Here is a 13,101-nt window from a genome sequence, read left to right as displayed (position 1 = left end):
CTCTACTTTTCGTCGCTGGTGGTCTTAGTGGTCTCAGCCTGCTCAGCTGCCCGGCGGGCCTCGGCCTCAGCCTTTGCCTTCATATTGGCCTCCCAGCGGGCCTGGGCAGCAGCTGCCCGCTCGGCGTCCTTGGCGGCCTTACGGGCAGCAGCTTCTTCCTGGGCCTTTTGCTGGGCAACCTTCTTGGCGTAGTACTTACCCAAGAACTCATCGCGGTAGTCGAAATATTCCCCGGAGTCGATAGCAGCGCGGGCGTCGTCCACCATCTTCACAATAAAGCGCTCATTGTGAATCGAGGCCAGGGTCGCTGAGAGGCGCTCGTCGGCCTTGAAAAGGTGGTGCAGGTAGGCGCGGGTGTAGTGGGTACAGGTGTAGCAGTCGCAGCCCTCGAAGATGGGGGAGAAGTCGGTGCGGTAGCGGGCGTTAGTCAGGTTGAAGCGGCCATCGGGGGTGTAAACAGCCGCGTTGCGGGCCACGCGGGTGGGGGAGACACAGTCGAAAGTATCGACGCCGTTTTCAATGCCGGTGAAGATGTCATCGGGCTCCGAAATGCCCAGCAGGTGGCGGGGCTTGTTCTCGGGTAGCTCCTCGTTGCACCAGCGCACGATAGTGCCCAGGTTTTCCTTTTCGAGTGCCCCGCCCAGACCGAAGCCGTCAAAGGGCATAGCGCCCAGGTCGCGGCAGGCCTTGCGGCGCAGGTCCTCATACTGGGCCCCCTGAATCACGCCAAAAAGGGCCTGGTAGGGCTTGCCCACCCGCTCAGCGGTCAGGCGCTGGTGCTCAGCAATACAGCGCAGGGCCCACAGGCGGGTACGCTCCAGCGCCTCTTCCTGGTAGGCACGGGAGTTATAGAGGGTGGTCAGCTCATCAAAGGCAAACATGATGTCAGCGCCAATCTGGTGCTGCACCTGCATAGATACCTCGGGGGTGAAACGGTGAATATCGCCGTTGATGTGGGACTTAAAGTTGACCCCGTCGTCGTCCACATGGGCCATACGTTCCTTGCCCGCCGCCACGTCGTCGTCACCGATGGGGCGGCCGTCCGCGCCGGTAGCCCCGGCCACGGTGCCCATATCAATCACCTTTTTGAACCCTGAGCCCAGGCTCATGACCTGGAAGCCTCCGGAGTCAGTGAAGGTGGGGCCGTCCCAGTTCATGAACTTACCCAGACCGCCTGCGGCGTCGAGGACGTCCGGCCCCGGCTGCAGGTAGAGGTGGTAGGCGTTGGCCAGCAGGGCCTGGGCACCCAGGTCTTTCATAGCCTCGGGTAGTACGGCCTTGACGGTTGCCTTGGTACCCACCGGGGTGAAGGCGGGGGTGGCAATGTCGCCGTGGGGGGTGTGAATGACGCCGGTGCGGCCCTGGAAGGCGCCGCCGTTGGCGTCCACCTGCTTGCCGGTGGGCTGGGCGGTATCGGTCAGGCGGTTGCCCAGTTCAAAAGAAAAAGTGGGATCAGAAAATTCGGTATTGAGCACGGGAACAAGTCTACCGGGTGAGTGGGGAAGGGCTAGAGCCTGCCGGTGAGACGGCCGTGCAGTTCGCCGGAGATAGCGCCTAAGCCTACAATCTCCACCTGCTTGCCCAGCTTCTCGTATTTGGTGGTAATGGCATCGAGGGCTGATACGGTCGAAGCGTCCCACAGGTGGGCGCCGGATAGGTCGATGCGAACCGTCCCTGGGTCAGCTGTATAGTCAAAGAGGGTGTAGAGGTCGTTTGACGAGGCAAAGAAGAGCTGACCCGATACGGTGTACACGGCTAGCTGCCCCTCTGCGCCTTCGAGAGAACGTTCTACCGTCACGAATCGGGCAACGCGGCGGGCAAAGAAGGCGCAGGCTGCCAGGATGCCTGCGCCGACGCCCAGGGCCAGGTTGTGGGTGAGCAGGGTTAGGGCAACGGTAATCACCATGACCAGGGTTTCAGCCTTGGGCAGGGCGCGTAGGGTTGCAGGTTGCACCGAATGCCAGTCAAAGGTGGTCAGAGCAACATAGACCATAATCGCAACCAGGGCGGCCATTGGAATCATAGCCACGATATCCCCAAGAACCAGCGAGAGCACCAGAATAAAGAAGCCCGAGAAGAAGGTTGATATGCGGGTGCGGGCCCGGGCCCCGTTGACGTTAATCATGGTCTGCCCGATCATGGCGCAACCACCCATACCACCGAAGAAACCGGTGGCGAGGTTAGCTACGCCCAGGCCCCAGGACTCACGGGTTTTGTTGGAGTGGGTATCGGTGATGTCGTCCACGAGCTTGGCCGTCATGAGCGATTCCACTAGCCCTACGAAGGCGATACCCAGGGCGTAGGGGGTGATAATCGCGAGGGTCTCGCCGGTCAGGGGAACCTCGGGGAAGATCAGGGAAGGCAAGGACGAGGGCAGCTGGCCGTAATCGCCAACGGTGGGCACCTGGGCCCCGGCTGCTAGGGCAAAGCCGGTGAGCAGGACGATAACAATTAGCGGGGCGGGGATATTCTGGGAGAGCCGGGGCAGCCCGAAGACCAGGAGCAGGCCCACCGCCACCATGGGGTAGACCAGCCAGGGCACCCCGATGAGCTGGGGTAGCTGGGAAGAGAAAATCAGGATGGCGAGGGCATTGACGAAGCCCACCATGACCTGGCGCGGGATAAACCGCATGAGCTTAGCAATGCCGACGGCAGCAAAGAGGATTTGTAAAAGACCCGCTAGAAGAACCGTGGCGATTAGGTAGTCCAGGCCGTGACTGGCGACCAGGGGCGCTATGACGATTGCTGTTGAACCTGCCGCGCCAGAGATCATGGCGGGCCGTCCGCCGGTGAAGGCAATGACCATGGCCAGCACCACCGAAGTAAAGAGACCCACCTGGGGGTCGACACCTGCCACCACGGCAAAGGCGAGGGCCTCTGGGATCAGGGCAAGGGAGGTTACGAGACCGGCGAGTACCTCGATGAAGAGCAGCTTGGGGGAGCGCAAGGTGTGCAGCACTGACTGGCGCTCCTGGGGGCTGAGCGGTGCGGTCTGGTGGGCTGTGGGTGAGGACGCGGTCATTCGGCTTCTTCTCTTGCGGTGGCTAGGTGCCTGACACACTTTACCCGCCCCGCTGCGTCCTGTCTTTAGGGAAGCTAGTTAGCCGTATCGCTCCGTGCTGAGGGTAAGCGAAAGCTTCATAGGTATGCAGGAAGAGCATACCTATGAAGCTTTCGGCGACATTCGGTGCGGGTGTGGGGTGCGAGCTTAGTCGTCAGAGACGGTGACGGTCACGGGGATGTTGCCGCGGGTGGCGTTGGAGTAGGGGCAGACCTGGTGGGCTGCATCGGCCAGTGCCTGGGCCTCGTCCTGAGGAAGTTCAGGAATGACGACCTCAAGCTCAACGGCCAGGCCAAAGCCCTCGCCCTGCTTGCCGATAGAGACCTTAGCCCCTACGGAGGAGCCCTCGATGTTCTTCTTCTGCATGCGGGCAACCATCTGCAGGGCAGAGTGGAAGCAGGCAGCGTAGCCGGAGGCAAAGAGCTGCTCGGGGTTCAGGCCCTTGCCGGAGCCGCCCATCTCAACGGGAATGGCGAGATCGGCGTCAAAAGCGCCGTCAATGGTGCGGACGTGGCCGTTGCGGCCTTCACCGGTTGCTAGAGCTTCGGTGGTGTAGAGGGGTTCCATGGGGTTTCCTTTCATGAGGTTTTAATTATATTGTACACAATCTAATTGTGTGCAAGTAAATTGTTGGCTGATAATTTGCCCACAACCTATACTGGGTGGAATGAACCAAGACAGCAGCCTCGCCCTTGACAACCAGCTCTGCTTCTCCCTCTACCGCTCCAGCCGGGCTGTCACCCGCGCCTACCAGCAGCACCTGGGGGAGCTGGGCCTGACCTATCCCCAGTACCTGGTCATGCTGGTTATGTGGGAGAACCCCGACGGGCTGGGCATGAAAGAACTTGCCGCCCGCCTGGACCTCGACAGCGGCACCCTGACTCCGCTCATCAAACGCCTGATTGACCACGGCCTGCTGACTAAGACCCGTGACGCCCGCGACGAGCGTCGCACCCTCATCAGCCTCACCCCTGCCGGGCAGGAGCTGAGAGGACGCGCGGCGTCCGTCCCCGGGGCCATCTACGCCGCCTGCGCGGTCGAGGGCCTCGACGTCCTGGCCCTCAAGGCCGAACTCGATGCCCTGGCTGAGCACCTGGCCGAAACACCTCCACGGGCAGACGGAACCAAGTAGGTTAGGGGTATGGTTCTTGCGCGTTTCAAAGCCCGACCCTTGCTCACCTGCATCGCTCTGGTCCTCTGCATAGCGGTTGCATCGCTGCTGAGCAATATCACCACAGAAGCCCAGCTCTCGGGTCAAGCTGAGGCCATCACCTATGCGCGTAAGGTGGTGAGTAAGTTCCTCAACTCGGGCACCCTATGGGCAGCCCTGGGGTTCTACGCGGGCTGGCTGTGGTCCGGCAGCAGAACTCGCCCCGCCCCGCTCTGGGGGGCCTGTGACAGCCGCGGTGGCGGTGTCCTTAGGGGCCCTAGCCGGGCACTACGCCCTGGGGAACCTGCTTGGCATCATGGAAGCCAGCATCTGGATTGAGAACTACCACTGGTTTATTGCAGCCGTCATCATATCGGGGCCCCTGGGCTGGTTGGGCGCTAGGTCCGCGCAGGACGACTGTGCAGGGAAGCTCCTGCGCTATCTGGTTCCCGCGGGGGCTGTAGCAGAGCCCCTCGTCACCGGCATGTTCTGGTATCCGTCAGGGTTCAGTTTCCCGGTGTCTGAGATTGCCTCGAGCTATACCGTGGGCTTACTGCTGGTGCTTCTGGGTGCGCTGGGACTTTGGGCCGTCTACCGCGCGAATAAGGCGGCCGCGCCCGCCCTAGAAAACCCGCGCCGCCGCTTCTAGCACCATCCAGGCCTGGAGCTGGGTTGAAAGATCAACCGGCTGGGCAGGCTTGAGCACCTCAGAAATATGCCGGGTGACATCGGGTGAAAAGAGCGCGACAGCCTCACCGCGAATCTCGGTCGGGTCGATGCCGAGCTCGTTCATGGGCAGGTCGGGGTCGAACTCGCGGCGTCCGTCCCACAAGAGCTCGGCGGTTGCAAGGATGAAATCCCGCGCCTGCTCCCGCACGCCCTGCGGTAGGGCAGCGTGAGTGGCAACCTCGGCAAGGTAGCGCACCAAAATACCGGTAAAAAGCCCACCGTCCCCGCCGCCCTGGGTCGCTAGAACCCGCAGGGTTTCTGCCTCTGACACCTCAAAATCGCGACCAAACTCCCGGTCAATACCGGCCAGAACCTCGGCGATGTGCTCAGCCGGGTCAACCGTCAGCAGCTCAGACTTACCGGCATCAAGCATCGCCAGATAGGCCGCGAGAACCGGCCCCTGGTTATAGGTGTAGAGACCACGCTCCACCGAGGAGATCTCGGCACGATTCCCGCGCCCGGCCACCTTGACCCCGTCCAGGTAGAGGCCGTGCTTGGCGTCAAAGAGGTTGGCGTGCAGCCAGTTCAGCAGGGCAGCCGCCTCGTCATACCGGTGGGCCCGCGCGAGAGCCAGGGCAATGGGAGCGGTTGCCGGGGTGTTCTTAAAATCGTGGTCCTTCGACCAGAAGGCACCCCCACCCACCTCAGGGGTGCAGGCAGCTGCCAGCTCCCGGTAGAGCCGGGTGGCAGCGTCCTGGGCAGCAGAATCTCCGTTCCCCTCCACCGCGAGCGCCAGCCGGTTGAGGCGCTCGCAGGCCAGGGTCAGCCAGGCCATGTCGTCGTAGAAGGAGTTGGGGTAGGAGCCGAAGTTGCGTACTTGAATGCCACGTAGCACCGCGCGGGCCTGCTGGAGGAACGCCCGGGCCTGCTCCTGCCCGTCGGGTGCGGTGAGCTGGCGGAAGCCGGCATCGACCAGGTTGTCGAGTAGGTGGGCCTGCCACCAGTAGTGCCATTCGCCGTGCCGCTGGCTGCGGCGGCGGGTGTCGGGGTGCAGGGTGCGTCCTAGTAGAGTGCCGGGGAGGCCTGCGACCCGGTGCCCGAAGAGTCGTGTCACAGAGTAGGCGGCGGTACCTGCCCGCTGCCCCAGCGCCTGGCGGTGCTCGGCGGTGAGCGCTGCGAGCTGGTCGGGTGAGTGCTGCAGGTGCTTGGGGCGCATGGTGTCTCTTTCTGTGGCGCGTCGGTGGGCGGTGGCCTGGGCCGGTTTTTAGTCTACCGGCTGGTGGGGCTAGTGGGTCTGCGCTGAATGCGCCTCTTATTCCCGAGCGGGGCAGTCTAACCCCCCACGCTCGGGAGTAAGTGGCACCTCTTGGCACTGGGGGGGGGGTATCGGCTAGAGTTTGTGTTTATGCACACCTCTTCTTCCACCGGGCGGGTTTCTGCTGTCTGGGTTTATTTGTCTTCTGCTGCCCTGTCGATGCTGGGCAATTCTATTGCCGGTATTGTCTGGCCCTGGCTGGTGCTAGAGCGCACTGGTAACCCGGCTGCTGCCGGTATCGTGGCGGCTGCGATTGCAGTGCCGTCGCTGGTTTTTGCCTATTTTGGGGGCAACCTGGTCGATAGTCTGGGTCTGAAACCGGTGTCGGTGATTTCGGATATTATTTCGGGTCTGTCGGTGGTGGCCGTGATTGCGGTTGATATGGTTTTTGGGCTGACGCTGAGCTGGTTCATTGTTATCGGTATTTTGGGTGCGGTGGGTGATATTCCCGGTATGAGCGCCCGGGCTGCCCTGGTCGGCGATGTTGCTGAAACCTCTGGTAAGAAGGTCGCCCAGATTTCTGGCTGGAATCAGGCCCTGAGCGGGGTGAGTTTCTTGGTCGGACCCGCTGCGGCTGGTGTGCTGATGACGGCCCTGCCCATCGAGCAGGTTCTCTGGATCACGGCTGCTTGCTCCCTGGTGGCCGCCGCGCTGACCGCCTCCCTACGCCTGCAGAAGGCAGGGGCGGACGTCCTTGCTGAGGGTCAGGACGCCCCCGCCCAACCGGGTGCGGACGGGCAGGTGCCAGCGTCCTCCCCTGAAGCCCCTACCGAAGACCCCCTCAAGGGGCTTGCGGGCTGGAAGAAAGCCCTGGGCTACCCGGTGATTCGTCTGCTGGCTCTGGATTCTTTGCTATCGATGGTCCTGGTAATGCCCTATCTGATGGTGCTTCTGCCTGCCCACTTCCAGGGGATTAACCAGCCGGGGCTGTACGGGGCGTCCATGTCTGCCTTTGCCGTGGGCATGATGGTGACCAGCATGGTGGCGGGGAAGATTATTCCCTTCCCGCGCCGGGCCTGGGTGGTGGGTATGGTCTTCTATACCCTGGCCTTCTTTGGCATGGCCCTGCTCGAAACTTCCTGGTTAGCCATCGTGGGCTTGGGGATTTCCGGCTTGGGCGGGGGTATTATGAACCCCCTGCAGACCCTGCTGGTGACCGAGGGTGTACCCGAGCAGATTCGCGGCCGGTCCTTCTCTATCTTTATGGCTATTAGCCAGGTGGCCGGGCCGATTGGCCTGGTGGCGACCTCGGCGGTTTTGGCCTTTGTGACGATTTACCAGGTGGCCTGGGTACTCGCTGGCCTTTGGCTACTGGCGGCTATCTACCTGGTGGTGCGCGGTCTGCAGCTGCTGCCAGCCAGGAGTGCTGAGTCAGTAGAAAAGGGTGCCCCTGTACCTGTAGCCGAGTAGCTTCAAAGTCCCGGGCCGAATGTGCCTTGTATTCCCGAGCGGGTGTGTTTACTCCCGACATTCGGGAAAAGGTGTCACATTCGGCGGCTAGGGGGCAGAAGCTTCGATGAGGCCTAGCCTCCGCCCGCTCTGCACCGTCACGACGTCCCCGGTGAAGGGGTGGGGGAAGGTCAGCGACCTGGCCAGCAGCTGGAGGGGGAGGGCTGGCTCGTCCTCGGCGATGGGCAGGACGACCGGGTAGACCACGTCCCCCACAATCGGGGCCCCGGCTGCCGCCAGGTGCACCCGCAACTGGTGGGTCTTACCGGTATGCGGTTCCAAAAGATAGTGGGCCAGGGACGTGCCCGCCTGCGGCAGGGGCAGGGCCGGGTTGGCTTCAGAAACAGCGGGCAGGACGCCGTCCGCCACCTCAAACACCGTCAGGCAGGTAATACGCGACTGGGCATTCAGCCCCTCAAAGGACGCCCCGGAGCGGCGGCGCTCGCGTCGCTCCGCCTTGGTCTCAACGGGCAGGGGCCCGGTGTCACCGGGCAGAAGCTCAACTCCGGTGTGGGCTACTTGCAGGGCCCCGTGCTGGTTATCAATGCGCGAGCGCACCGTCAGACTCTGCCCCACCTCCAGCCCGGCGATGGGAACCGCCACTGCCTCGTAGGTCTTGGTGGGTTCTCGCCGCTGGAACATGGTCTGAAAAGGGGCGCGGGCCTCTGGGGTCTTGGCAAAAAGTACCACCCCGGCAGTTGCCCGATCCAGGCGGTGAATCGGAATCAGATCGGGGTTGTTCTCCCGCACCCGCAGCTGGGTCAGGGCAGTATGCGCGACAAAAGAGCCGTTCGGGGTGGTAGGCAGGAAGTGGGGCTTATCAATGGCCAGCACCCACTCGTCCTCGTAGAGCACCGGCATGTCAAAGGGAACCGGCTTCTCAACGCCCAGTTCCCGGTAGTACCAGATCTTTTGACCGGTCAAAGGGGCGTCGGGGGCAACGGCTTGCCCGTCGGCGTCCTTCACCTCATCGCGATCAAAACGGGAGGTGAAGAGGGAGCGCTCGTGGGGGTAGAAGCGGGCTACCAGGTAGTCCAGCACCGTGGTTGCCCCCAGGGTATCGTCCTCGGGGTTGCCCGCGTCGGGTAGCACAAAAGAGACGGCGTCAATCCCGTTGCGCTGGGGCAGGGGCTTGGGGGAAAGGTGGCGGTTGATTCGGCGCATGGGCTCTATTATCGCAGGTAGACCCCAAGGCCTGCTTGATAGAGTTGAACTGCCTCTCTCGTGGACTCCACGCGGTACATCCATCCTTAAGAAAATCTCCGCGAGCGTGAGACCAGAGAGGAGGTAATGGCTGTGGCTAAAAGCAAGGCTAAGAAAAACAGCCCCGACAAGATTGCAGTCAGAATCGTCGCTACTGCAATACTCATCGGAGCTGTAGCAAAGCTTTTGGAAGCTATCGAACCGTTCATTCGATAGGTCCTACAGCAAGGGGTGACTCTGGTAGTAAGCGGCTACCGGGGTTGCCCCGCCTTGTTTGCTGTCATCCTTAAGATAAAACCAGTTTATCTGCTTTGTATTGTGCGTCAAGGGTGGCTAAAGGGAACCCACCATCAGCTCCCGCACCACCCGGTAGCTAGCCTCAAAGGCGGGTAGGGGCAGGAACTCGCAGTTGGAGTGGAAGTTGTGCGCTCCCGTGAAGAAGTTGGGGGTGTAGATTCCCCGGGTGGAGAGGTACGAGCCGTCGGTGCCCCCGCGCATGGCCAGGTTGATGGGCTCGATACCCAGCCGGGCAAAGGCGGCGCGCAGATGCTCGGCCGCCACGGCGTTGGCGCTGGTTTTGGCGTCCTCAAGGTTGCTGTAGATATCTGAGATATCCAGCTGCACGGACGCCCGCGGGTTGGCTTCTGCCGTCCGCTCAGATAGGTCGCGCAGGAAGTCCTTTTTGGCCTCGTAGCTGGCTCGGTCGTGGTCGCGGATACTGATATCGACGGTTGCGGTCGCCTGGTTGCCCGCCATCCCATTGACCCAGAGGTAGCCCTCACGCCCCTCAGTGTGCTCGGGGGTCTGAGCGCGGTCGAGGGCCGCCACAAAGTCGTGGGCCACCAGAATCGGGTTGACCAGGTTGCCCTTGGAGTTCATCGGGTGGGCGGTCACGCCCTCAACGTGCAGACGGGCATGCCCGGCATTGAAGGTAGCCTCAACCAGTTCACCCAGTTCGCAGCAGTCCAGGGTGTAGGCATAATCCACGGGGAAGCGCGCCAGGTCCATGGTGCGCACGCCCAGCAGGCCGATTTCTTCATCCGGCACAAAGGAGAGGTAGATATCGGGATGGGCGGACGCACCCGCCCCGCTTCCCTGCCCCTGGGCACCCGCCTGCCCGGCGGCGTCCGCGTCTGCAGCTAAGAGCCGCACGGCTGCTTCCATGACCGAGGCGACCCCGGCCTTGTCGTCCGCTCCCAGCACACTGGTGCCGTCGGTGACGATGATGCGCTGGCCGGTGTAGCGGGTGATTTCGGGGTGCTCGGCCTCGCGCAACCAGATGTTGAGGTCGGTGTTCAGGCAGATGTCCCCGCCGGGGTAGTCGATGACGCGGGCGTGCACGTCGGGGGAGAGGTTGACGTCAACCGTATCGAGGTGGGTGCAGAATCCGACGGCGGGGGCTTCGGTGCCTGCGGGCAGGGTGGAGGGAATGCGGGCGGTCAGCACGCAGGTGTCGCTCAGGTGCACGTTGTGGGCACCGGCTGCCGTGAGTTCGTCCTTGAGCAGACGGGCCAGCTCCCACTGTCCCTGGCTGGTGGGCACGACCGATGCTGAGGCGTCCGACTGGCTAGAGATCGCCGAGTAGCGCAGAAAGCGGGCGGCCAGGGCCTCCTGTACATCTGCATCTGGGGTATAGGTGGGGGTAAATGTGGTGGTGGTCATGGTGAGTAGTTTACTCCCCGCATGCTCTACCCAAGATATAAAAAATAAGAAAGAATAAATAAGAATAAGAAAGTATGAGAAAGGTGTGGGAAGCGTATGGCTAACCCTTTTACGCCAACCTTCGGTGTTACCCCTCCTCTGCTGGTCGGGCGGGCGCAGCTTCTCGCTGACTTTGAAGAAGCCCTTGAAGATGGCCCCGGTGCACCTGCCCGAGCCCTGCTCGTAACGGGAACACGAGGCTCTGGCAAAACCGTTCTTCTGAATGCCTACGAGGACCTGGCCCTACATCACGGGTGGGCCGTAGTATCTATGACTGCCCGCCCCGGCCTTATACAGGAACTCAAAGATGAGCGTCTACCTCGCCTGCTTTATGATCTAGGCAAACAAGATGCCCGAAAACTCAACCAAATCGAAGTAAACCTATTTGGTGTGGGAGGCGCCGTCGGGTGGTCAGAAGGTAAGGCGCCTCTGGGCGGTTTTCGTTCCCTCTTATTTGAGGTTGCCGACCTTGCAGCAGAGCAAGGTGGAGGACTTTTAATAACTGTAGATGAGGCCCATCGTAACGCTCTCGATGACCTCAGGGTGCTGACTCAAGAAGTCCAACATGCTTTCCGCCAGGGCAAGAATATTGCTTTTATTGCAGCGGGTCTGCCTCAGGCCGTCCACGATTTAACCGGGGACGAGGTGCTGACCTTTCTGCGTCGCGCTGAGCGTATCACCCTGGGGGCCGTGAATCCGCTCGATATTGAGGAAGCCTTGCAAGGGCCAGCCACACAGTTTGGTAAGCCCTTCAGTGAAGAAGCCCTTACCTTAGCTGTTGAAGGCACCGGTGGTTACCCGTTTTTGATTCAGAGTGTTGGGTATGAGAGCTGGCGTGCTGCTAGAGCTGATTCCGTAATTGGGCTTGAAGCTGCTGAGCGCGGGGTGGCTGCTGCCCGGCGCCGGGTGGGGCATCTGGTGCATGAGCCTGCTTTGGCGGGTCTGTCTGGCGTAGATAAGAGCTTTCTTGCAGCGATGTCTGTTGATGATGGGCCGAGCAAGATGTCTGATATAGCAAATCGTTTAGGTAGCACTCCGCAGTATGCGAATACCTATCGGAATCGTTTGATGGGGTATGAGCTCATCGAGTCTTCTCAGCACGGTTACGTGGATTTTACGATTCCTTATCTACGGGAATATCTGCGCGAGCATGTTGCTGGTGAACATTTTGCTTAGCCTAGTGGCAGGTTTAGCCCGGCAGCTCCTGGCAGCCGGGGCAGCGGAAGCTAATGCGGTCGGTGTCTTCCTCGCGGGCGTACAGGTGGCCCGCTGCGTAGCGGTCGGCGCCGGTGCCGGTTTCTGAGAGGTCTTCCTTGCTGATGGTTTCCCCGCAGCGGTAGCAGGGGCGACCTGCCCGCCCGTAGCACCAGAGCGGCTCGGCGCTGGTGCGGGTGACCCGGTGCGGACGCCCGCGGTTAGCATCCAGCAGCAGGCGGGCGATCGAGACCACGGCAGCGATATCGGGCACCGCCCCCACCGGGGTGCGCGGGTCAAGACCCGCGAGAAAACAGGTCTCAGCCCGGTAGATGGTGCCAATACCGGCCAGGTTCTTCTGATCGAGCAGGGCTACCCCTAAGGGGCGCTCCGGCCGGGCAGCTAGGTTAGCTACCGCCTGCTCAACCGACCAGTCGGGACCAAGCAGATCGGGGCCCAGGTAGGATAGGCGGTCAGCCTCCTGGCTGGTGGGGAAAACCTCAAGTAGCCCCAGGGTAAAGCCCACAGCTTCGACCGGGTGGCTGCCGGGCACTACCTGCCCGTCACTATCAATCCTTGCATTAGCCTGAATCAGAGCCCGCACCTGATCAGCCGGGCGCCGCCACTTCTCACGTGCGCCGTCCGCATCTAGCCCATAGAGGTGCCAGATGCCGTCCATCTTCAGGTGGGAGTGCACGGTCATCTCACCGATACGCAGCAGAATATGCTTACCCCGGGCCAGGGCCCCGTGAATGGGCTGGCCCGCCAGATTGATGTCGGCAACCTGGGGGTAGCGGAAATCTGTAGTGTGGGCTGTTCTACCGGCAAGGGCGCGGTGGAGAGAGCGGGCCTGCCGCCATACGGTATCGCCTTCAGGCACTGCTAAGCACCCCTCCGTGTTATCAAAATGTGACTTGTCTAATATGACCTATCTATGACGCCCTGCGCGCCCCTCTGCTCACAGTGTAGACCAGAATTACTGCAAAACTTGCGTGCCACCTGCTGAAAGGGTGTATAGTCGTTTCACGTCATGCTTCACCGTTGAAGTTTATGGCCCAGCACTAACTTAATACAAAGGGCAGGCTCATGCGATGTTGCTAGAGTAGGCCCTGACTCCTTAGGCGGTCTCCCAGCTGCCTGTCCCCTAGATGGAGGTCAGAACAATGAATCTGCTCTTTACCGCACTCATGGTTGTTATGGTCATGATGCTTGTGATGTCTCTCGGTGCTTTCTACGTGCACCTTACCCGCAGCGTCCGCGCCTTCCGCGCTGGCTACGAGGGCGTGGAGTACAACCTCACCGCCTAATCAATGAGAGACCGCTAGCCACTCAGAACCTCCCTTGCCCCACGCAAGGGAG

Annotated in this window: 13 protein-coding genes; 6 read left to right on the top strand and 7 right to left on the bottom strand. The window is 61.6% G+C overall.

All coding sequences use genetic code 11. From position 1 onward, the window contains the following. Positions 1-2: 2 nt before the first annotated feature. The 3 genes from tgt to VSX42_RS05295 form a co-directional block, all read right to left on the bottom strand. Positions 3-1,475: a tRNA guanosine(34) transglycosylase Tgt gene (tgt, locus tag VSX42_RS05305; protein ID WP_326503294.1), complete on the bottom strand. Its 1,473-nt coding sequence runs from the start codon at positions 1,473-1,475 to the stop codon at positions 3-5. A gap of 32 nt (positions 1,476-1,507) precedes the next feature. Beyond that, the gene (locus VSX42_RS05300; protein WP_326503293.1) at positions 1,508-3,022 is read right to left on the bottom strand and encodes a SulP family inorganic anion transporter; all 1,515 of its coding nucleotides are present in this window, start codon (positions 3,020-3,022) and stop codon (positions 1,508-1,510) included. Between the two features lie 186 nt (positions 3,023-3,208). After that, positions 3,209-3,628, bottom strand: coding sequence for an organic hydroperoxide resistance protein (locus tag VSX42_RS05295; RefSeq protein WP_326503292.1), 420 nt, complete (start codon positions 3,626-3,628; stop codon positions 3,209-3,211). Between the two features lie 100 nt (positions 3,629-3,728). Between VSX42_RS05295 and VSX42_RS05290 the strand changes: the two genes are divergently transcribed. Together VSX42_RS05290 and VSX42_RS05285 are read left to right on the top strand one after the other, a co-directional pair. Next, entirely contained in the window at positions 3,729-4,193 is a 465-nt protein-coding gene (locus VSX42_RS05290) for a MarR family winged helix-turn-helix transcriptional regulator (protein ID WP_237210547.1), read from the top strand. Positions 4,194-4,455: 262 nt separating this feature from the next. Further along, positions 4,456-4,860 (top strand): hypothetical protein, encoded by a 405-nt coding sequence (locus VSX42_RS05285; RefSeq protein ID WP_326503291.1) that lies wholly within the window; start codon positions 4,456-4,458, stop codon positions 4,858-4,860. Here the strand turns inward: VSX42_RS05285 and VSX42_RS05280 are convergent. After that, the gene (locus VSX42_RS05280; protein WP_326503290.1) at positions 4,834-6,096 is read right to left on the bottom strand and encodes a glycoside hydrolase family 76 protein; all 1,263 of its coding nucleotides are present in this window, start codon (positions 6,094-6,096) and stop codon (positions 4,834-4,836) included. The genes VSX42_RS05285 and VSX42_RS05280 overlap by 27 nt on opposite strands. A 189-nt stretch (positions 6,097-6,285) precedes the next feature. Here VSX42_RS05280 and VSX42_RS05275 point away from each other — a divergent pair, with 189 nt between their 5' ends. Beyond that, a complete protein-coding gene (locus tag VSX42_RS05275; protein WP_326503289.1) occupies positions 6,286-7,605 on the top strand; it encodes an MFS transporter in 1,320 nt (439 codons plus the stop codon). A gap of 87 nt (positions 7,606-7,692) precedes the next feature. On the opposite strand, the gene VSX42_RS05270 is transcribed toward VSX42_RS05275, so the two are convergent. Further along, entirely contained in the window at positions 7,693-8,808 is a 1,116-nt protein-coding gene (locus VSX42_RS05270; RefSeq protein ID WP_326503288.1) for a pseudouridine synthase, read from the bottom strand. Positions 8,809-8,940: 132 nt separating this feature from the next. Between VSX42_RS05270 and VSX42_RS05265 the strand changes: the two genes are divergently transcribed. Further along, complete coding sequence (locus VSX42_RS05265; RefSeq protein ID WP_272878483.1) at positions 8,941-9,063, top strand: hypothetical protein; 123 nt, start codon at positions 8,941-8,943, stop codon at positions 9,061-9,063. Positions 9,064-9,180: 117 nt separating this feature from the next. On the opposite strand, the gene VSX42_RS05260 is transcribed toward VSX42_RS05265, so the two are convergent. Beyond that, on the bottom strand, positions 9,181-10,509 hold the full coding sequence (locus tag VSX42_RS05260; protein WP_326503287.1) for a peptidase T: 1,329 nt from the start codon (positions 10,507-10,509) through the stop codon (positions 9,181-9,183). A 96-nt stretch (positions 10,510-10,605) separates the two neighbouring features. Between VSX42_RS05260 and VSX42_RS05255 the strand changes: the two genes are divergently transcribed. Continuing rightward, positions 10,606-11,724 (top strand): ATP-binding protein, encoded by a 1,119-nt coding sequence (locus VSX42_RS05255; protein WP_326503286.1) that lies wholly within the window; start codon positions 10,606-10,608, stop codon positions 11,722-11,724. Positions 11,725-11,737: 13 nt separating this feature from the next. On the opposite strand, the gene VSX42_RS05250 is transcribed toward VSX42_RS05255, so the two are convergent. Next, on the bottom strand, positions 11,738-12,622 hold the full coding sequence (locus VSX42_RS05250) for a DNA-formamidopyrimidine glycosylase family protein (RefSeq protein ID WP_326503285.1): 885 nt from the start codon (positions 12,620-12,622) through the stop codon (positions 11,738-11,740). A gap of 283 nt (positions 12,623-12,905) precedes the next feature. On the opposite strand from VSX42_RS05250, the gene VSX42_RS05245 reads away from it, so the two are divergent. Beyond that, positions 12,906-13,049: a hypothetical protein gene (locus tag VSX42_RS05245; protein ID WP_167752381.1), complete on the top strand. Its 144-nt coding sequence runs from the start codon at positions 12,906-12,908 to the stop codon at positions 13,047-13,049. Positions 13,050-13,101: the final 52 nt, after the last annotated feature.

Origin of the sequence: Rothia nasimurium (assembly GCF_035916755.1) — a bacterium.
In the GTDB taxonomy this organism is placed as follows: domain Bacteria; phylum Actinomycetota; class Actinomycetes; order Actinomycetales; family Micrococcaceae; genus Rothia.
This window is presented reverse-complemented; position numbering and strand designations above follow the sequence as displayed.

What these genes read in the sequence shown, in the direction of transcription:
- VSX42_RS05300 (WP_326503293.1), bottom strand. Translation starts at nt 3,022, where the DNA reads ATGACCGCGTCCTCACCCACAGCCCACCAGACCGCACCGCTCAGCCCC.
- VSX42_RS05295 (WP_326503292.1), bottom strand. Translation starts at nt 3,628, where the DNA reads ATGGAACCCCTCTACACCACCGAAGCTCTAGCAACCGGTGAAGGCCGC.
- VSX42_RS05290 (WP_237210547.1), top strand. Translation starts at nt 3,729, where the DNA reads ATGAACCAAGACAGCAGCCTCGCCCTTGACAACCAGCTCTGCTTCTCC.
- VSX42_RS05280 (WP_326503290.1), bottom strand. Translation starts at nt 6,096, where the DNA reads ATGCGCCCCAAGCACCTGCAGCACTCACCCGACCAGCTCGCAGCGCTC.
- VSX42_RS05275 (WP_326503289.1), top strand. Translation starts at nt 6,286, where the DNA reads ATGCACACCTCTTCTTCCACCGGGCGGGTTTCTGCTGTCTGGGTTTAT.
- VSX42_RS05270 (WP_326503288.1), bottom strand. Translation starts at nt 8,808, where the DNA reads ATGCGCCGAATCAACCGCCACCTTTCCCCCAAGCCCCTGCCCCAGCGC.
- VSX42_RS05260 (WP_326503287.1), bottom strand. Translation starts at nt 10,509, where the DNA reads ATGACCACCACCACATTTACCCCCACCTATACCCCAGATGCAGATGTA.
- VSX42_RS05255 (WP_326503286.1), top strand. Translation starts at nt 10,606, where the DNA reads ATGGCTAACCCTTTTACGCCAACCTTCGGTGTTACCCCTCCTCTGCTG.
- VSX42_RS05245 (WP_167752381.1), top strand. Translation starts at nt 12,906, where the DNA reads ATGAATCTGCTCTTTACCGCACTCATGGTTGTTATGGTCATGATGCTT.